16 protein-coding genes are annotated in these 19,491 nt (G+C 55.6%); 8 read left to right on the top strand and 8 right to left on the bottom strand.

Annotated elements, in window-relative coordinates; translation table 11 throughout:
- Nucleotides 1–52: 52 nt before the first annotated feature.
- Nucleotides 53–1,594 (top strand): hypothetical protein, encoded by a 1,542-nt coding sequence (locus tag VFA09_21695; GenBank protein HZU69898.1) that lies wholly within the window; start codon nt 53–55, stop codon nt 1,592–1,594.
- Nucleotides 1,595–1,721: 127 nt separating this feature from the next.
- Here VFA09_21695 and VFA09_21690 read toward each other — a convergent pair whose 3' ends face one another.
- Nucleotides 1,722–2,237 carry a GNAT family N-acetyltransferase gene (locus tag VFA09_21690; protein ID HZU69897.1) on the bottom strand — a complete coding sequence of 172 codons (516 nt, stop codon included), beginning with the start codon at nt 2,235–2,237 and terminating at the stop codon, nt 1,722–1,724.
- A gap of 329 nt (nt 2,238–2,566) precedes the next feature.
- On the opposite strand from VFA09_21690, the gene VFA09_21685 reads away from it, so the two are divergent.
- Nucleotides 2,567–4,819, top strand: coding sequence for a helix-turn-helix domain-containing protein (locus tag VFA09_21685; GenBank protein ID HZU69896.1), 2,253 nt, complete (start codon nt 2,567–2,569; stop codon nt 4,817–4,819).
- 369 nt (nt 4,820–5,188) lie between these two features.
- The gene (locus VFA09_21680) at nt 5,189–5,395 is read left to right on the top strand and encodes a hypothetical protein (GenBank protein ID HZU69895.1); all 207 of its coding nucleotides are present in this window, start codon (nt 5,189–5,191) and stop codon (nt 5,393–5,395) included.
- Nucleotides 5,396–5,452: 57 nt separating this feature from the next.
- Here the strand turns inward: VFA09_21680 and VFA09_21675 are convergent, their stop codons facing one another.
- Nucleotides 5,453–7,717 carry a tetratricopeptide repeat protein gene (locus VFA09_21675; GenBank protein HZU69894.1) on the bottom strand — a complete coding sequence of 755 codons (2,265 nt, stop codon included), beginning with the start codon at nt 7,715–7,717 and terminating at the stop codon, nt 5,453–5,455.
- A 317-nt stretch (nt 7,718–8,034) separates the two neighbouring features.
- Here VFA09_21675 and VFA09_21670 point away from each other — a divergent pair, with 317 nt between their 5' ends.
- Nucleotides 8,035–8,229, top strand: a complete 195-nt coding sequence (locus VFA09_21670; protein ID HZU69893.1) for a hypothetical protein — start codon at nt 8,035–8,037, stop codon at nt 8,227–8,229.
- 6 nt (nt 8,230–8,235) lie between these two features.
- On the opposite strand, the gene VFA09_21665 is transcribed toward VFA09_21670, so the two are convergent.
- From VFA09_21665 to VFA09_21645, 5 genes are all read right to left on the bottom strand, one after another.
- Nucleotides 8,236–8,574 carry a hypothetical protein gene (locus VFA09_21665; GenBank protein ID HZU69892.1) on the bottom strand — a complete coding sequence of 113 codons (339 nt, stop codon included), beginning with the start codon at nt 8,572–8,574 and terminating at the stop codon, nt 8,236–8,238.
- A 40-nt stretch (nt 8,575–8,614) separates the two neighbouring features.
- Nucleotides 8,615–9,268, bottom strand: a complete 654-nt coding sequence (locus tag VFA09_21660) for an alpha-ketoglutarate-dependent dioxygenase AlkB (GenBank protein HZU69891.1) — start codon at nt 9,266–9,268, stop codon at nt 8,615–8,617.
- A 291-nt stretch (nt 9,269–9,559) separates the two neighbouring features.
- A complete protein-coding gene (locus tag VFA09_21655) occupies nt 9,560–10,543 on the bottom strand; it encodes a ring-cleaving dioxygenase (GenBank protein ID HZU69890.1) in 984 nt (327 codons plus the stop codon).
- A 223-nt stretch (nt 10,544–10,766) separates the two neighbouring features.
- Nucleotides 10,767–11,144 carry a response regulator gene (locus tag VFA09_21650; GenBank protein ID HZU69889.1) on the bottom strand — a complete coding sequence of 126 codons (378 nt, stop codon included), beginning with the start codon at nt 11,142–11,144 and terminating at the stop codon, nt 10,767–10,769.
- Nucleotides 11,141–12,289 (bottom strand): PAS domain-containing sensor histidine kinase, encoded by a 1,149-nt coding sequence (locus VFA09_21645; GenBank protein HZU69888.1) that lies wholly within the window; start codon nt 12,287–12,289, stop codon nt 11,141–11,143. The genes VFA09_21650 and VFA09_21645 overlap by 4 nt, the downstream gene beginning before the upstream one ends.
- Before the next feature lie 659 nt (nt 12,290–12,948).
- On the opposite strand from VFA09_21645, the gene VFA09_21640 reads away from it, so the two are divergent.
- Nucleotides 12,949–14,685, top strand: a complete 1,737-nt coding sequence (locus tag VFA09_21640; GenBank protein HZU69887.1) for a hypothetical protein — start codon at nt 12,949–12,951, stop codon at nt 14,683–14,685.
- Between the two features lie 37 nt (nt 14,686–14,722).
- Here the strand turns inward: VFA09_21640 and VFA09_21635 are convergent, their stop codons facing one another.
- Nucleotides 14,723–14,947 (bottom strand): hypothetical protein, encoded by a 225-nt coding sequence (locus VFA09_21635; GenBank protein ID HZU69886.1) that lies wholly within the window; start codon nt 14,945–14,947, stop codon nt 14,723–14,725.
- 735 nt (nt 14,948–15,682) lie between these two features.
- Here VFA09_21635 and argH point away from each other — a divergent pair.
- The 3 genes from argH to argF are packed head-to-tail and all read left to right on the top strand — an operon-like array spanning nt 15,683 to nt 19,398.
- Nucleotides 15,683–17,068: an argininosuccinate lyase gene (gene argH / locus VFA09_21630; GenBank protein ID HZU69885.1), complete on the top strand. Its 1,386-nt coding sequence runs from the start codon at nt 15,683–15,685 to the stop codon at nt 17,066–17,068.
- Nucleotides 17,069–17,082: 14 nt separating this feature from the next.
- Nucleotides 17,083–18,348, top strand: coding sequence for an argininosuccinate synthase (locus tag VFA09_21625; protein HZU69884.1), 1,266 nt, complete (start codon nt 17,083–17,085; stop codon nt 18,346–18,348).
- 33 nt (nt 18,349–18,381) lie between these two features.
- Entirely contained in the window at nt 18,382–19,398 is a 1,017-nt protein-coding gene (gene argF / locus VFA09_21620) for an ornithine carbamoyltransferase (protein HZU69883.1), read from the top strand.
- Nucleotides 19,399–19,491 lie beyond the last annotated feature (93 nt).

Raw genomic sequence — 19,491 nt, 5'->3', positions numbered from 1 at the left:
AGTACACTATGAGCATACGCTGATTACCTATGCCGCGGGAAACGATTGCACTATGATACGCTTTTCTCACATACATGCATGGCTGGCAGAACTCGAACGCCTGGCAGTGGCGTATGAAGCTGCCGCAGACGAGGTCGAAACGCTGATGGATCAACTGGAGCGAGATACCGGAGGCGAGGAGCGCTGGTTTGAAGGCGCCCGGCAGGATGGCGAAACGGCGCGCCGGTTGCACCAGGCGCTAGAAACTGCCGCACGGCTGGCGCAACGAGCGCAGGCCACCAATGCCCTGCTCAGCGACGCGCTGGAAGCAACAAGCACCGGCCTGCAATTACTGGCTGCCCATACTACTGCCGTAGGGGCGGAGGATGCGAGGGCGCGGGGAGAGAACCCTTGCGCTCGCCCGCCACTCATTCAACCAGCAATACCGGGAGAAAACGCTGCTGGTCGCCCGGCATCGGCTATGGAGGCTTCGCCGGCTGCTCTCTCTACGGAGAACGCGAGCCACTCACCCTTACCGGGTGGCACGCTCATTCTGCAGGGGAAATACCGCGTGGTGCAATTGCTGCACGCGCGCCCGCGTTTGCACCTGTACCTGGCGCAACGCCTGCCCAACGCGGGGGCGCTACCCATTGAAGCAGGGAATGGTTCTGGAGAAGGAGCTGCTGAACGAGAACGGCAGTCGCTCGTGGCTGTGCGAGAGCTGGTGCTCGCGGGCTTACCATGGCAGGTGCGCCGGCAAATTGAGCGCGCCGCTTTCGAAGAATTTGTCTCTCCTGTGTTGCCCGGGTCGCCACGCCTGCCGGGAGGCGGCGAGCGCGTTGGTGTCGAAAACGAGCGTCACTATCTCGTTATGCAACTGCGCCCGGCGCGCGGACAGGAGCCTGCCGTGGCGATGACGCTTGCCGAACTGCTGCTGCGGCGGCAATGGCCGGCGTGGCTGGATATGGAGAGGGCGCTGGAATGGGGGGCGCAGCTCGGTCGTATCGTTGCGCGCCTGCATCGCCTGGGCGCGGTGCTGGGAGATGTGAATCCTGCTATGGTGCTGGTGGATGCCAGGGGGGCGGCGGAATGGGCGCCCGTGCTGCTTGCCTGCTGGCCGCCCGCTGCGCAATTCTGGCCGGCTAAAGATGGCGCGTCCGCGCGGGAACTCTACACGCGCGTTTTTCCGCTGGCGCCGGCGGCCGGCGGCAACACCGACGCGAGCAGCGCCTTCGCGGCGCCTGAGACGCTGGCAGGAAGATACGATGAACGCTCGGATGTCTATTCGCTGGGGGCGATGCTCTACCTCTTGCTGACGCACTATGCCCCCGTGCGGGCCGCGTTGCGCCAGCGCGCCGAACAGGGGGACGCGCCAGGCGGCAGGCGGGGGAAAGAGGCCGGCACGCGCCATGGCCGCGCCGCTTCGCGCGACTGCGCTGGCGGTGGCATGGCGTTGATCGCGCCGCATCTGCTCAATGATGGCATTGCCGCGGCAGTGGAGGAGCTGCTGCTACGCGCGCTGGCTCTCGACCCGGCGGAGCGCTACGCGTCGGCCTTCGAGCTGGTTGAGGCGCTGGAAGCGCTGGCCGCTGAGGGCGAGCTGGCTGGCCCATAGAGGCTGCGCGCGCTGCCCATAGGACGAAAAGCCCCCGGATGACGAGGGGTAGCGAGCGGCTGGAGCAGGAGGCCAGCGCGCGAACTATGGCTCCCGCGCTACCCAGGCCGGGCAGGCTGCCCCGCCGCTACTTGAGGGGCAATACCATCAGTTCCTGGTCAAAGTAGCGGTCGTGCAGTTTGAGGGCATGTCGCTCGACGCCGTATGACTGGAAGCCATGCGCCACAAAGAGCAGGCGCGCCTCTTTACTGGTCAACACGACGGCGAGGTTGATCCTCTCCAGGCCGGGCAGCGATTTCGCATACTCGACAGCGGCCTCCAGCAGGGCTTTGCCGATGCCATGCCCGCGCAATTCCTGTGGCACATACATACCCCAGATCAAGCCTTTGTGGCGTTTTTTCGTCTCCTCCTCGCGCCGGAAGCCGGCGATGCCCAGCAGCTGGGCGTGCTCGTCGAAGGCGCCGAAGGTGACATGTTCTGGCGCGCCCTCGCGCCTGGCGAGGCCTTGAGCGGTACCGGCGATGCCTCGTGCAAGGATTTCCTCGTATGAGGCGCCGAAGGACTCTGGATTTTCGTGCAATGCGCGCAGGCGGAGGTTCCAGAATGCCTCGGCGTCGTTCGTGTCCAAGATGCGTACCTGCATGGACTATTGCCCACCTTTCTGTTGTGCAAAGCGTGAAACTGATAGGAAACTGGACGGCAGGAAGCCTGCTGATGGTTGCCTGTTATGAACAGGCACGTCATCATGGTACCGCAGAAGTGCGCGATAGGCAAGGAAAGAGGGGGAGATACGGAGGATAGAGGGAAAGAGAGGCTGCCTGGTTGAGCGAGCAGGGAGAGAAGGCGGGAGCGGGCGCTGATCAAACAATTATATGGCCGCCAGTTGAAAAAGGGATGGATGTATCGTATAGTAGCTCTAGATGTAGCATTTCCTGCTATGCATGCAAGACGCGTCTGTTTACGGAGGCATGTGTGACCGGTGACCGACCTTTTTCTAAGCAGTTGCGCTACGAACGGGAATTGCGCGGCTGGTCGCAGGCCGACCTTGCTGAAAAGATAGCATGCGATCAGAAAACTATTGGTCGCTGGGAAAGAGGTGAAGGCATCCCGCGCCCATACCATCGCCAGCACCTTGCTAAGCTGTTTGGGAAGGATGTCGAAGAGCTAGGGTTGGTCGGAGAAAACTCCACAAAGACCTTGCCGGCACCGCTGCCGGACCATCCTATCGCATCATCCTCGTTCTCGCGAGAAGATTGGGGCGAAGCACCCGATGTTGTTCCTCTTTATGGACGAGAGGAAGAGCAGGCTGTCCTGGCGCACTGGATAAAAGTTTTGCGCAGCCGGGTTGTGGCTATTGTGGGCGTGGGGGGCGTGGGTAAAACTGCCGTTGCAGCCACAGTTGCCAGGCAGGCAAAGCAGGATTTGGAGTATGTCTTCTGGCGCTCCCTGCAAAACGCTCCTCCGCCGGAAATCTTCTTGCGCCAGTGCATAGCGTTCATTTCGCACCAACATTATGCCAATCTGCCAGGAAATAGCGATGACGAGATATCTTTGCTGATTTCCCTCATGCGCGATCACCGCTGCCTGCTGGTGCTGGATAACTTCGACTCCGTCCTTGCGGCAGGGCAGAGCGCGGGCCGCTTTCGCGACGGATATAATGCTTATGGCAGATTGTTGCAGCGAGTGGGAGAGGCAAGGCACACAAGCTGCCTGCTCATTACAAGCCGGGAGAAGCCGAAAGAAGTGGCTCAATTGGAGGGAAGCAAATCGCCCGTCCGGTCTCTGCCGCTTTCCGGCCTGCCCCCGGAAGTGGGACAACAGGTACTGCAAGACAAAGACCTGTCCGGCTCAGATGCCCAGTGGCAAGCCCTCGTCGAGCGCTATTCGGGCAATCCGCTGGCGCTGCGTCTCGTCTCGGAGCCCATCCAGGAACTCTTCGCCGGCAATATCAGCAGCTTCTTAGAGGAGGAAACGCTGGCATTTGGTGGCATCAACGATATGCTGGCACAACAATTTGAGCGCCTGTCAGCACAAGAGCGCGACATTATGTACTGGCTGGCGATTGAGCGAGAGCCAGTATCGCTAGACGACCTGCACACGAACCTGGCGCGTCCGATATCGAGAGGTATAGTATTCGAGACGCTTAGTTCCTTGCGCCGCCGCTCCTTAATAGAGCCGCGCGGACCGACCCAATTCACTCTGCAGCCGGTGATACTAGAATATGTTACCATGCGCCTGGTCGAGCGCACCTGTGAGGATTTCGATGCGGAAGTGCCCGAAACATGGACCCAGTTTGCTTTATGCAAGGCGCAGGCAAAAGATTACGTGCGTGACAGCCAGGTACGTCTCCTGCTCGCGCCCATAGCGCAGCGCCTGCTTGCGAAATCCGGTAAAGAGGACATCGCGCAGAGAGCAAGAAATATGCTGGACGCCCAGCGCCGGCGCAACGCGCAGCAACCTGGCTACCTGGCAGGCAATCTCCTCAATCTCCTGAGCCATCTGCATAGTGATCTACGCGGCATGGACTTTTCTCACCCTGTGATACGCCAGGCCTATGTACAGGGCGTGATGCTCCCTGAAGTCAATTTTGCCCACGCGCATTTCATCTCGCCCATCTTCTCCAATACCTTCGGCAATATCCTCTCGGTCGCATGCAGCCCGATTGGTCATACTGCCGCCGGTACAAGCAGTGGGGATATTCTGGTCTACGACAGCCTTAGCGGGACATTGTGCCTTACCTGCCGCGGGCATAGTGATGGCGTCTGGTCCCTGGCATTCTCTCCTGATGGCAGTTTACTGGCAAGCAGTAGCGATGACGCGAACGTGCGATTATGGGATAGCGCTTCGGGCGAATGCCTTAGCCTTTTACAGGGTCATACCAACCGCGCCAGGAGCATCGCCTTCAGTCCCGACGGAAGCAAGCTGGCCAGTGGCAGCGATGATCAGGCGATTCGCATCTGGGATACGCGCTCCGGCCGTTGTTTTCAGACGCTTCAGGGCCATACACAGCGCATAAGGTGGGTAGCCTTCAGCCCCGATGGGCACATGCTCAGCAGCAGCAGCGACGATGGAACGATACGCAGTTGGGACACGCAAAGCTACCGCTGCCTCCATACCTTGATCGCGGAAAGACCCTACGAGCGCATGAACATCAGCCACGCCCAGGGATTAACGGAAACCCAAAAAGCCAACCTGCGCGTACTGGGAGCAATCGAAGAGGAATAATCGGCAGGCTCCTTCCTTGCATCTCCTGATTGGCCTACAATCTCAATCGAACCAAAACGAGCGAAGCGGCACTAGAAAGTGCCGCTTCGCTCTCTTTTTTACCAGCCATCCCCTGTTCAGCATCCAAATCAATTGTTACAACCTGGCCATCCTCCCCACAAAAAGTAATGTCCCCTAAATGACCCTCTAGTATCCCTTTATTGTCCTTCAAGTGTTACATAAATGGTGTTTACCTGCCTCTCTTTTCAACTTATACTTCTCATGTACATCGGAACGACACAGGGCCCGCTCGACCGAGAACCCATCCCGAGCAATGGCAAGGGAGGGACGAAATGGATTTCACATGCTTGAAAAGCAGAAGGAGTAACGATGAAGAAGGTACGTTCTATCTTTGTGGCAATTGCGTTGGGAGTAACGTTGCTAAGCGGGCTTTCGCTGGGAATGGGGTCAATCGCTCATATGGCTTCGAGCCACCAGGTGGGTTCCGCCAGGTACGCGCTGGCGATGGGGAAGCCAACGGGATCGGGCGCCAATCCTGACGGACAATGTCCAGGGTATGCGACGGATGATTGCTAGTGTAAAACGATAGGTTCTGGCTCCCTTGATGCACGGGCGGGGCTGGATAGTGACTTCTCATCCAGCTCCACCTTCTCTTTTGCTCACAATCCTGTGTAAATGCTTACGATAGGCAATCGAATCAGGATGTTCTGGCCAGAGCATCTTGTCGCAAATCATGATGGCCCTCTGGCAAAAGGATTGGGCTTCTGAGTTGCGGCCCTGTAGAGCATAGAGTTCTGCCAGGTTGTTGAGCTGCTCGGCGACGGTAGGATGCTCTGAGCCAAACGCTTTTTCAAGGATCACAATAGACTGCTTCCAGAAGTTTTCAGCCTGCGTGTTGTTTCCCTGTTGCTGAGAGAGGCTGGCGAAGAGACTAAAAATTTGGGCAATGAAAGGATGCTCAGGCGGTAGAGCCTGTTGTGCGGTTCGTTGCGCTTGCAGTAAAAGCTGTTCGGCCTGTTGATGCTTTCGCTGGTCTACATACAGCTTTGCCAGGTTGACGAAGGTAATCCAGGTTTTAGCGTTCTGCTGGCCGAGCATCTTTTCACGGATTCTGAGCGCCTGTCGCAGACAAGACTCGGCTTGCTCATACTTTCCCTGATTACGGTAAAGCACGCCGAGATTATTCAGACTTTCGGCTGTCGCGGGGTGCTCTGGCCCAAGCATCTTTTCGCGAATGAGCAGGGCCTGCCGGTGGTATTTTTCTGCTTGCTGGTAGTTGTCTTGAAGACGTGCAAGCATGGCGAGGGCGTTGAGGCTTTCAGCAACGGCTATATGATTGGTTCCGAAGAGTCGTTCGCGAATGGCGAGGCTTTGCTGATGCAAGGCCTGAGATTGAGCATGGAATCCATGAACATACAGAAAAGCTCCGGCCTGGTACAGTAGTTGTGCTGACTGCGGGAAGTGGAGTTCGTATTGTGCGATGAGAGCGGCACATTGCTCGATATGGGGCAGGTAATACTGTACATCATACTGATAGTTTTTGTCGGTGCTATAGTCGATCTCAGGAAAAGCTCTATTCATCGCTCGCACGGCGCGCTCGGCCCAGGTGCGTTGCGTCTGCTGATCCATGCTGTCGCGGTGGACGATTTGCACGAGGCGATGAATAGAGAGCGTGTGGGTGCTTGCGTTGCGGCGCAGCAGGGAGTAGCGGCGCAGCACGCGCAGGGCTTCGTTCAACTTCGAGGGGCTGATGGCGGTAGCTTCGAGGATGGGACCCAGTTCAGATGCGCCTCGCGCCAGCATCTCTTCGGGGATGACATCCGGGGCCAGGAACGTGCATACGCACAATACATCGGCAGCGGCAGCGCTCTCCTTTTTGACCTGCTCAAAGGAGAGCGTCCAGGTGGTGGCAACCGTACCGGGATAGCCGAGCAAGAGCTCGCTGCGATGCTCCAGTAATGCTTTGCGGTTGACTGCATAGATGCTCAGGTAATCCTGCAGGCTGCACCCGGTTTCTTCGATATAGGCGCCGGCCTGCACGATGGCCAGCGGCAATCCCTCGACCTCTTTGACGATGCGCTCGGCGGCGGCACGATCCTGCGGCTGCGCTTGATCGAGGGTGTCCTCTATCTCCAGCAGTTTAGCGCAATGCAGCAGCAGCAGGGAGCCATCCTGCTGGTTCAATTGCTGCACTTCGATGCTGGCGGCAATGCCGCCCGAAGCCTGGGCACGGGTGGTGTAGAGCACAAAGCCTTTGTGGTTGGCAGGCAGAAACTGTCGTGCCTGCGGCAGGTCATCAGCGTTGTCCAGGATCATCAGCCAGCCTTCGTGGGTCGCCAGCCAGCGCTTGACGGCGTTTACGATCTGGTGTTGATGCTGCGAGTCTTTTTCCGGCAGCTTGAGCGAGTTGGCCAGTTTCACAAAGTCGGCGATGAGGGTGTCGCTGCTGGCGGCCAGCACCCAGAAGACATGAGTATACTCGTGGCTATAGCGAAAGGCGTATTCAGCCGCTGTCTGAGTTTTGCCGATGCCGCCGAGCCCATAGAGCGCCTGTGCCTGAGTCAACGCGGCCACACGCGTGGTCGAGAGCCGTTTGTTCAGCGTTTCTAGCAGCTTTTCGCGGCCCGTGAAATAGGGACTCTGGGCAATGGGGATATCCACTATCCTGTCATCGGATGATGGTGGAGATACTAAACCAAGCTCGGCAGGTGTTTTGCCGAAGAGTTCGCTGAGTTTCCGCTGATAATAAGCGCTGGGAGAGGTTTTGTTTTTTTCCCAGCGGCTGACATTGACGTCTGTCGTACCCAACTCCCTGGCCAGATCCTTCTGCGTCCAGCCTTGCTCTGCGCGAGCCTTACGCAGGCGAGTATTCACGGAGGATATCCTGTCATCTGTCATCGCTCCCTGCCTCCTTACAAATTGCGCCCGTTTTGCGAGTGGGAAGCAACACCTGGAACCTGTATCCGCTGCTATCGAGATCTATCTGATAAATTTTTGATAAAAATACGACTGGTTGCTAGCAATCAGATAGCGCATACTTCGTATAGAGTTGGCATGGCGAGTTCCCAGATGGCTACTACGTTTCTTGCTTCCCATTGTACCGGTACTCGCGCGCCAACGCAATAGCTCTCTCTTATCAGAGAGACGTTGTTTTGTACGCGGTCTCAATTCATCGTAGAGGTGAAAGATCGCAACAGAGAGGGGAAGGAAAGGCTATGCGAACGGTCCAGGTGCGCGTCCACTGCGCCGATAGGAACTCAGAGCTGCTTGCAGGTGATGAGCAGCGCAATGAGCTCATGATCGAGGATATCGTGGGTAGGGCATTATTGCAGGTTTTCGAGATGGTGCCTGTCGATATTGTGACCATCAATTGCTCTCCCGAAGACGACGATGGCGATGAAGAGTCCTGAAAGCTATCAGCGAGAGGTGGCGCTGCGCTGATGCTGGCTCAACACCTTCTCCAGGCGCCGTACCTCGGCGTCCGGCCTGGTTTCTTCATGCCATAGCTCCAGGGGAATGGCGGAGAGAGGATGCCCGCGCTCCTGCATCTGCTCCTCAAGTTTCAAGATGTCCTCTGCCACCTCCCAGAGGCGTTCCGGCGCGGCATATCCCAGGCAATCTTGATCCTGATCCCAGTAGCAGGTAATCCTGCCTTTCAGGCCGCCTTTGCGCAGGAGAAAGTACCAGTCCCCGAACTGCGCGACCAGTTCAAAGTTCCGGGCTGCTATGAGTTTGCTTTGGAGTTCCTGGAGCATGTGCATTTCCTTTCTGCCCGCGACAGCCTTTTTTGGGAAATTATTCATATTGCCTGATGGTGATACTGATCCTGACGGGGTCGAGGCCAAGCTCAGCAGGCCTGGTATCTGGAATGATTTTCTTGACGCTGTGATAGCAGTAGCGATGCTCTCCGCCAAAGATGAATACGTCACCGGAATGAAGCACGATTTCCTCATACGGCCCGAAACGCTCAAGGCCGCCAAATTCGAAGATGCCGTCTTCGCCAAAGCTAATAGAGATGACAGGCCGGTTGATTTTCTCTTCATAGTCCTGGTGGCGTCCAATGGATGCGCCAGGGGGGTAGTAAGACAGGTAGGCCGACTGTGCCTCATACTCAAATCCGTAGGCATCTGCAACTTCTTTGCAAACAGCGAGAATGCTTGCAGGGATGGGCGGAAATGGCTCTCCTGTTGTGGGATGCTTCTCAACGTACCTGGAACCGCAAGGGGGTGCATAATATCCCCAGCGCCCAAAGTTGGTGTTTTTGTAGGTGGCCTGTATGACGTTTCCCCCTGCGAAACAGCTTTCACAGTTGCCACTACAGTCACGCCTGCCTATGCCTCTGCGAGGCGCGTAGTTGCTGTAGAGAGGCGCGGCGCTGATGAGGCTGCTACAATCCTGCAGAAGCTGTTTTTGTTGGTCGATATCCAGTGTTTTGACTACCCCGTACATACATGTTCCCTTTCTGAGAGCAAGAGCGAAATGATTCGTTATCCCCACCTGCTCAGGCATCAGGCAGGCAGTATCACCTATTCATTTTAACGAAAAAAGAAGAGAATTCGTCGCATTCGCTGGCCAATAGCTGAGATTCGGATAGCATGTCTCCTATCATAAGGAGATTATACAAAGCGCGGGTGAGGAATGCAAGGGGAAACGTCTGTACAGTTCCATTGCAGAAAGGACATGAAAAACGGGCAATGGTGGAACTGGTCTCACCATTGCCCGCCTTGTGGAAGTTCAGCATTACCGGCTGAGAGGCGTCAGATCAACAGGTGTGATCGGCTTCAAATGGGCCTCGATAAGCTGGCGTTTCGGCTCCAGGAAAGGCGGCAGCGAGAGCCTTTCTCCGAGCGTATCGACATCTTCATCAATGGTAAAACCTGGCTCATCGGTGGCAATTTCGAAGAGTACCCCTCCCGGCTCGCGGAAGTAGATGGAGCGGAAGTAGAAACGATCGATGACAGGAGTCACGCCTGGATGAACTCTGGCGATGCGCTCCCTCCACTGGCGATGCTCTTCATAATTTGGGGTGCGGAATGCGACGTGGTGAACGCCTCCAATCCCGACGAAGCGATGGAAAGGAGCCTGGGGATCGACCTCCACATGCACCTCGGCGCCCGCTCCTCCGGGGCCGACCTCGAAGATAGTGACAGGCGTTTGCTGGGGGGTGGAATACGAGCCGGCGCGCCGGAAACCAAGCACTCCGGTCAGAAAACGCTCCGAGGATTCGAGCGAACGCAACGTGAGCCGCACGGCATAGAAGCCACGAATCGCCATCTCGGCAGGAACGGGACTCTTACGCCAGGGCGTGCTTACCAGCTTTCCGCCATCGTCGACCAGTTCGAGACGCTGCCCTTCGGGGTCGCGAAATGGCAGCACCAGCTGATCACCGTCCCCGCGCGTCTGAATACCATCATGAGAAACCTGGAAATTCTCAAAACGTCTGACCCACCATTCGAGCGCGTCGCGACCGGTAACGCCAAGAGATAGAGTTGAGATTGTTCCCGCGCCGGGGCGTTGAAATCCGATATCGGGCCATTCAAAGAAAGTAAGGTCGGTGCCAGGACGACCAAGTTCGTCGCCGTAGAAGAGGTGATAGGCAGAGACATCGTCCTGATTGACGGTCTTCTTGGTCAGGCGCATGCCAAGCACCTGTGTATAGAACGCGACGTTGCGGGAAGCGTTGCCGGTTACCGCCGTCACGTGGTGAATGCCACCTAATTGCATTGTTGTTGCTCCTTGTAGGACAAAGCTTAAACGAATAAACCCGGCTGCCGGGGCCGCATTCATTTATACAAGCTCATTTGCAGACAAATCATTCTATCATGAAGAACACATACACCGGCCAGTCTATTTCAATGCCGAAGAGCCTGCTTAGAAAGATTCTTCCCCATTCGCTCCGCTCACGGCTTCGGCATCTTGCGCTCAGCATGACACGAATTGGCGGCCCCTACGCTCCAGTGGCGCCATTCTCTTGCAGGTGGTAGGCGACTTTTGATAAGAAGTCTTCCATTTCGAATGGTTTGTCCAGGAAGTCTTCGACGCCGAGGGCCTCTGCTTCCGCTTTGGCCATGGGATGGGCGGAGACCATAAGGATAGGGATATGCATTGTCTGCGGCTGGCTTTTGAGATAGCGGGCAAGCTCACGCCCATCTTTGCCATAGATGAGGACATCCAGGATAATCAGGTCCGGCAGGAGATGGGCGTCGAGTTGTTGCAGTTCGTTGCCCTGATTGCTTGTTTCAATGAGGTAGCCAGCATCTTCTAGCATGACCTGCATGATTTCGACGATATCTGGCTCATCTTCGACGATGAGGATTTTCTTCATAGATGTTCCTTTTCTCTTGCAAGGGGTAGAATGACAAAAAAGGTGGCCCCTTGATCTGGCCGGCTCTGTACGGCCATATGCCCATTATGACGTTTGACGATTTCATTGGCAAGATAGAGGCCAATGCCGAGGCCGGAGAATGGTTTCTGTGTGGTGTCGCTGACCTGGTAAAAGCGCTCGAAGATTCTTTCCTGGTGCGCTTCGGCGATGCCGATGCCAAAATCCTGGACACTGACGATGGCGGAATCCCCGTCCTGCAGGATATGAACGAGAATGCGGTCGGCACCAGGCGAAAATTTGGCGGCGTTGGTGAGCAGGTTGACGAAGACCTGTTCAAGGCGGCCGCGGTCACCATAGATGGGTAAGTGCCGGGGGGCATCAAGCAGGATGGTATGCTGCGTTAAACTACCTTGAATAGCCTGGATGGTTTCATGAAGCAGTTCATACAGATCAAATGTCTGTTCTTCTAGTGGAAACGTGCCTGTTTGTATACGAGAAAGATCCAGCATGTCTTTGATCAAGCGCATGAGCCTGGTGAGCTGGCTATCAATTTTGATGAGAAAGTGCAGCGACGACTGGTCGCCCTGTTTTTGCAGGCGATGCTGCAAAATCTGGGTGAAGCCTTTAATGCTGGTGACGGGTGTGCGGAGTTCGTGGCTGGCCATGACGATGAAGTCATCTTTGCGGCGCTCGTTTTCGCGCTGCTCGGTGATATCTTCAATGGCGAGCAGGATTCGCTTCAGCCTGGTGCCGCGCAAGTGAATCTCGCGGGCATTGAGCAGCATGATTCTCCTGCCGATATGCGGGAAATCATGCTCGACCTCGAAATTATCAAATGGGTTATTAGCGGGCAAGATGCGTTCGAGCAGTTCTTTCAAGCGAGGTATATTCCATTGACCATTGCCAAGTTCGTAGATGAATAAGCCTTCGGTTTCGCGCGGAAAGACTTTGAAGGTTTCATAGAAGTAGTTATTCGCCTTGATAATGCGCATCTCGCCATCCAGCACGACCAACGAGTGCCGGACGGTTTCAACAATTCCCTCGGTCAATTCCTGCATATCACGCAGTATGACATCTATTGGTGCAGGTGTTTCTTCTCTCCTCTCAACAGAGATACCAACAATCGGCTGGTCTGAAGTTGACATTCACTTCTATCCCTTTCTTAAGGATCGCGACCCCACCGGACGACAGCAAGATGCCGCCCCTACCCTGCCCGAAGCGCCCGCGGAAAGCCCATCCAGGGTAGGGACGACATCTTATGAACTCTTGCGGTCGCCCGGGTTTCTCCCCGATACACCCTGCTTTATTGAAATGTATTTTCAAAGCTCGCGGATCGAAATGCGCTTCGCTGATGAAGGCCGCGAACACAATGTACCAACGATCACGGGCTGGCAGCTTCCTATGAAGGAGTATAGCCCCTACAATTGAAGGCACGTACCGCGGCAACAAATGGTTTCATCGCGAACCTCTACTATCATAGTGTACTCTACATTATAATGTTCATGTAATTCTAAGGAAATATTGTGACTTCTCCTGGCTTATGGCCGTATGTACATGACGATGCCGGAACAAGGGGGGACGAGATGGATGGGGGACACCTCTTATGGAAATTGAAAACCGGATAGGGGAAGCCTGTAGGGACGGATTGTAAGGAAAGGAAGTTTTTGTGGCGCTCAAGGTAGGGACTGGCACGGGTGCGAAGAATGATCGGGAAGATAGCCTTTACTCCAGGGGAATATCAGCGCGAAAACCATTGATGATGGTATCTCTCATACTGCTAGTTGTACTGGCAGGGGGTGTTCTTTTGTCTTTCACGAGCAGGGTTTTCTGGTTACCTGCTGTATTGCTAGAGCAGGTACTTTTCGCGGGGACATCCGCGGCTGGAGCAATGCCGGAGTCACTTTCTCTGCTTACAAACGCAACAGGAACGGGTATATTGATAGGGATGCTGGTAGGAGTTTTCGCGCTTTACTTGCTCGCCGTGCGTTCCCTGCCCCGTCTTGTATCACATCGTTTTGTGCTGGTCTCTACGCTGCTATCAGGAATAGCTTATGTATGTATTCCAATCGTCACGTCACAAGATATATTTTCTTATATCGCCTATGCGCGCATGGGTATTATCTACCACCTGAATCCCCTAACGACGTTGCCTACCAAAATTGCGTCTGACCCGGTCTATACACTCCTCTATTGGACGAAGCAGCCGTCGGCCTATGGCCCGGCATGGACTATGATAAGCTGCTCGCTGCAATGGATTGCTTTGCTGTTGGGATTGCGGCACCTGTTGTCAATGGAACTACTCTTACGCCTGCTTGGGCTGTCGATGCTGCTTGGGTCAACACAGTTGATCTGGTCAATCAGCGGGCAATTACAGGGGAAATTGGGCGGAACATTCTCTGGAGAGCGTCAGAGACGTAGGGCAATGCTTGCGTTCGCCTGGAATCCATTCCTGCTGTTCGAGGCATGTGTCAATGCCCATACCGACTTCACTATTCTCTTTTTTGTACTGCTGGCTCTCTGGATGCTGCTGGATAGGGCGCCGGCAAGGGCAGCCAGGGAAACCATAGTGTACGCGGACAGGGACAAGCCGCTGTCCCAACAGGACCTGTTCCCATTGCCCCAATCGGTCGTCAAAATTCAACAGGATTCTCGGCGGTCCAGGTGGAGACGAGGCAATATTCAGATAGCAGCGCTTATGCTGGCGATTGCGGCATGTATTAAGATCACCTTGCTGTTATTGCTACCAGGATTTTTGCTGTACCTATGGACACGACGAATTGCTGGCGCATCCGGCAAGCATCGTTTTCGAGATGTTTTGACTGCAACGGGGGTATATATAGGAGTGATCGTATTGCTCTATACACCATTCTGGCAGCATGGCGCGCTCTTACAAATAGTGCGCGTGAGTCCTGTGATAACTCACGACGTTAATAGCCCCTACCAGTTTGTTGTCTGCGTTATCGCCAGCTTAAAGGGCATACCTGTTCCCGCAGTGCTGGAGCCAGGCTCGCAGTTGGAAGCAATTTCGCACCTGGTGAGTATGACACTTTTTGGGCTCGCTTATGGGGGACTCTGCATATGGTCGTTGCTGAGGCCGCGTTATGTGAATACAGTGCCGGCGCTGATCCGTTGGTTGGCTCTGGCCGAATTACTGTACTGTGTGGTTGGTTCGCCCTGGTTCTGGCCCTGGTACGCTATTCCACTGATTGGGCTGCTGACGGTGATTGAGGCCGATGGCAGCATACATATCCGCCTTGTGCCCTTCTTGCGCGCCTTCCCTCTCGGGACGTTCGCACGCGTGTTGACGATCAGCATGTCCACTCTCTGCATCATCGGCGCGTGGAAGCCCGGCCAGAGCTCTCTACCCTTGCTATCCAATTTGAAATGGCTGTATTGGAATGGGTATTTTCCGCTACTGTATCATTTCCGCTGGGATTACTTTGCCGGAATGTCGATCTGGGCGCTGCCACTTGCGGCGATTGGGATAGAGGTATTGCTGAGGCAGAGAAAGCTCGCCAGGGCAACAGTTCGCTTACCCTGATCAGCTACCACCTCTACTCCATCAACGGGAGAATATACTATATCGCATCTGCGCGTTCGGTAGCGATGCGTTCTGCCTGGGCTCTTATGCTGGCGCGCTGCTCCTCAGAAAGGCGTTGCTGGGCCAGCTCGCGGCTGATGACTTCTAAAAAGGCGGGAGTTTGTAGTCCTTGTTGGCGGGCAAGTTCCTGAAACGTGAGAAATGCTTCATGGGAGAGTCGCCAGGCGCGTTTGTCTTTGTGAACGTTTGTTTTTCTGGCCACAGTAATACTTCCTTTCTTTGAATAAAACCACAAGCGTGCCTTCAAGATGCCTTCAAGATACCATACATATATCTATACGCTAGCAGGTTACACCCGGTGCTGGTTTTTTTTGCAAGATTTCGATCACTTTTCACCGTTCAATCACTTTTTTTACGCTCCACCGCGTGGTTTAAATAGAACTTCCCCTGGCCTGATCAGATGAGTATGATGCCGGCTCACCTTTCGGTTCAGCATCGCGATTCAATTCGCATTGACATTTCCTGAAACTGCTGGTATCCTTAGTAAGGGTAAACAAATGAGTAAAAATTGACCCGCGTTGAACGAACATAGTATGAGATGCAGGCAGCCAACAGCGATCCGATGCATGGTGAAAGTTCGGAATGGATTTGCCCTCTCAGAACGCCTTCGGAAGCGGCTGGCCGAAGAAAGTCTGTCCCTGAAATGAAAGAAAGCGAGCAAAACGCATTTCGGGCGCAGGCAAGTAGGATCAGGTGGGTGGTTCCCATGTACACAATAACCGGCAATCAAGCGGTCACTCTCATTTCTCACAACGGTGTGCGGAAAATGCGATGGAGCGGGTAGTGACAATCAGGGTGGCACCACGGGAGTAGCATAATAGCTCTCGTCCCTTCAACGTTGTTCGTCAGGAAGGGACGAGGGCTTTTTTATTTGTCCTCGCCCTTCCTTCCGTTCCAATGCTCACCATGTGAGCATTGTTTCAGGAGGTGAAGAGTTGTGACCAAACTCTGGCAAAAAGGCTACACAGTCAACGAGCGGGTGGAACGCTTCGAGGCCGCGCAAAACAGCATCCTCGACACGCGCCTGATCCGCCACGACATATGGGGATCGCTCGCGCACGCCGCCATGCTCGCGAAAATCGGCCTGCTTACGCAGGAGGAGCACCGGAAAGTGAGCGATGCCCTGCGTGGCATCCTGGAACTCGAGGCGGCAGGCGAGTTCACTATCCCACTTGCCGACGAGGATGTACACACGCGCATCGAAAATTACCTGGTCGAGGTAGCCGGTGAGGTCGGGAAGAAGATTCACCTGGCCCGCTCGCGCAATGACCAGGTGCTGGTAGACTTGCGTCTCTATGGCAAGGAGCAGCTGCATACAGTCGCCGCCGACCTGTGCGATCTCTGTATGGCATTATTGGAGTTCGCGGGTACGCATGCCAACACACCCATGCCCGGTTATACACATATGCAGCGCGCCATGCTTTCATCGGTTGGTTTATGGGTCGCTAGCTTCGCAGAGGCACTGCTGGATGATGAGCGATTGCTCTCGGCGGCCTACATGCTCAACGACCAGTCGCCGCTCGGTTCCGCTGCCGGGTACGGCGTCCCCATTCCCATTGACCGGCAATACTGTGCCGACCTGCTCGGCTTCTCGCGTGTGCAGAACAATGTGATCTACGTACAGAACAGCCGTGGCAAAATAGAGGGCGCTATCGTGCAGGCGCTGGCGCAGATTCTACTCGATCTGAGCAAGCTCGCACAGGATATCCTGCTCTTCACAACGACCGAATACGGCTTCTTCCAGATACCGCAAGAACTGAGTTCGGGCAGCAGTATCATGCCGCAGAAGCGCAACGTAGGCGTGATGGAACTGGTGCGGGCGCGCGCGCAAACGATGCTGGCACTGCAACAACAAATCATGGCTATAGGGAATGGCCTGCCATCCGGCTACAACATGGACTACCAGGAGACGAAGCGCCCCTTTATGGAAGCGCTGGATATAGCCTCGGAGTGCCTTCAGATATGCGCGCTTGTGATCAGTTCGCTGCACGTGAACACTGATCGCCTGGCAGCGGCCTGTAGCTACGAACTCTTCGCCACCGACCGCGCCTACGAACTCGCGCTCGAAGGCAAGCTGCCTTTCCGCGACGCCTACCGCATCGTCGGCACAGAAATAACCGCGCTCCTCGATAGCGGCCAGCCCCTGCCGGTAGAGAGTCAGGAACAGCTTGTTCAGCGCCTGGCCGCCCGCATCCACCTGGGAGGCAGCGGAAACCTGGGACTGGCGCAGGTTCACAGCCAGCTCGAAAAGGTCAAAGAAACCTGGCAGCAACGAACAGAAACGTTTAATGTCGCCATACAAAGACTGATTGGAAATGCATAAGGAGGAATACTACCATGGCAACAGTGGTGCTTGCTTATTCGGGCGGTCTTGATACATCGGTCGCCATTCGCTGGATTAAAGAACAATATGGTCTGGATGTGATTACGCTGACGGCTGATGTCGGCAACGCGCGTGATCTGCCGGCCATCGCAGCTCGTGCAGAACAGATCGGCGCTGTAAAAACAGTTGTTATCGATGGGCGGGCCGATTTCGTGCGTTACTTCGTCTGGCCCGCGCTGCAGGCAGGCGCAATTTATGAAGGACAATACCCGCTGGCGACGGCCCTGGCGCGCCCGTTGATCGCGCGCCTGCTGGTCGAGGTGGCACGCGCGGAAGGAGCCATTGCCGTAGCGCATGGCTGCACGGGCAAGGGCAACGACCAGGTACGCTTCGATGTCTCGATCCATACGCTCGCGCCCGACCTGAAGATCATCGCGCCCGTTCGCGAGTGGAGCATGACGCGCGATAACGAGATAGCCTACGCCGCCGAACATGGCATTCCCATCCAGGTGACGAATGCCAGCCCCTATTCTGTCGATCAAAATCTGTGGGGTCGCAGCGTCGAGTGCGGCATCCTGGAAGACCCCTGGGCCGAGCCGCCGGAAGAGGTCTACGAATGGACGAGAAGCAGCGGACCCTCTGAGCCAGCATACGTGGAGATCACCTTTCAAAACGGCATACCCACTGCATTGAATGGCGAAGAGATAGACGGTGTGACGCTGCTCGAGACACTGAATAAACTGGCCGGGGAGTATGGCATCGGGCGCATCGACCATATCGAGAACCGGCTGGTCGGCATCAAATCACGCGAGGTCTACGAGGCTCCCGCCGCCGTCGTATTGCACACGGCACACAGTGCGCTGGAAGGTCTGACCTTGAGCCGCGACCAGGCGCGTTTCAAAGAACTGGTGGCAGCCGAATATTCACGCCTCATTTATAACGGCCAGTGGTACAGCGCATTGCATCAAGATCTGGCCGCGTATGTGCAAAGCACGCAGCGTTTCGTCAGCGGTGCCGTGCGCGTGAAGTTAGCCAGCGGGCATTGCGCAGTGGTTGGGCGCAAATCCGACTATTCCCTGTACAACCACAGCCTGGCGACCTACGATACCGGCGATCAATTCGATCACAATGCCGCCCTTGGCTTCATCAAGCTCTGGAGCCTGCCGCTGACCACTCAGGCCCAGGCGCAGCTTTTACCATCCATGAGCAGCGAGGAAAATTTGCTGCAAGGAAGCGCGGGCATTCACAAGAGTACGCCCCTACCAGCAGGAAAGCAATAAACGAGAAAGGAGCCACACATGTTATTGCAAGAAATGACCGTCGACAATGCCACCGTGGTACTGAAAAATCGGTCTTTTTTGAAATTGGAAGACTTCACACCGCGGGAGATAGCTTATCTCCTGCACCTGTCAACTGAACTGAAAACGGCCAAATATACCGGAACTGAGAAACAGCACCTGAAAGGCAAACGCATCGCCCTGATCTTTGAAAAAGACTCGACCCGAACTCGCAGCAGCTTCGAGGTCGCGGCATTCGACCAGGGAGCCAATGTCAGCTATATAGGATCAACCGGCTCGCATATCGGCAGCAAGGAAACGATGAAGGATACGGCGCGCGTGCTTGGGCGCCTGTATGATGGCATCGCCTATCGTGGCTTCGAGCAGGCGAAGGTGGAAGAACTGGCGAACTACGCCGGTGTACCCGTCTGGAACGGCCTGACCAATGAGGCCCATCCGACGCAGGTGCTGGCCGACCTGCTGACCATGCAAGAACATTCCAACAAGTCACTTGAGAATATCTCATGCTGCTTCCTGGGAGATATCGGCTCCAATGTAGGCGATTCGCTGATGATCGGAGCGGCGAAGATGGGCATGGATATGCGGCTGGCCGGTCCCAAACAATGCTGGCCTCACTGGTCGCGCATCGAGCTGGCGCAGGCAATTGCACAGGAAACGGGAGCGCATATCACGCTGACTGAAGATGCCGGAGCAGCAGTACAGGGCTGCGATTTCCTCTATACCGATGTCTGGGTATCGATGGGCGAACCATACCAGCTCTGGGGCGAGCGCATCCGCCTGATGCTCCCTTATCAGGTGAACAGTGCGCTAATGGCCATGACCAATAATCCCAGGACAAAATTCATGCATTGCCTGCCCGCGCTACACAATACAGAGACAAAGCTGGGACGACAAATCCACGAGCAATATGGCCTGGAAGCATTGGAGGTCACAGACGAGATATTCGAGTCAGGCGCCTCCATTGTCTTCGACCAGGCCGAAAACCGCCTGCACACCATCAAGGCCGTGCTTGTCGCGACTCTTGGGGAGTAACGAATCTTAGATACCGCGGTTTAACAAACAGTTCGGCAAAACCACACAGGCCGATCAATCGGCGCTGGGCGCGATCAATCGGGGCCTACGAGC

Source organism: Ktedonobacteraceae bacterium (assembly GCA_035653615.1).
Taxonomy (GTDB): domain Bacteria; phylum Chloroflexota; class Ktedonobacteria; order Ktedonobacterales; family Ktedonobacteraceae; genus DASRBN01.
This window is presented reverse-complemented; position numbering and strand designations above follow the sequence as displayed.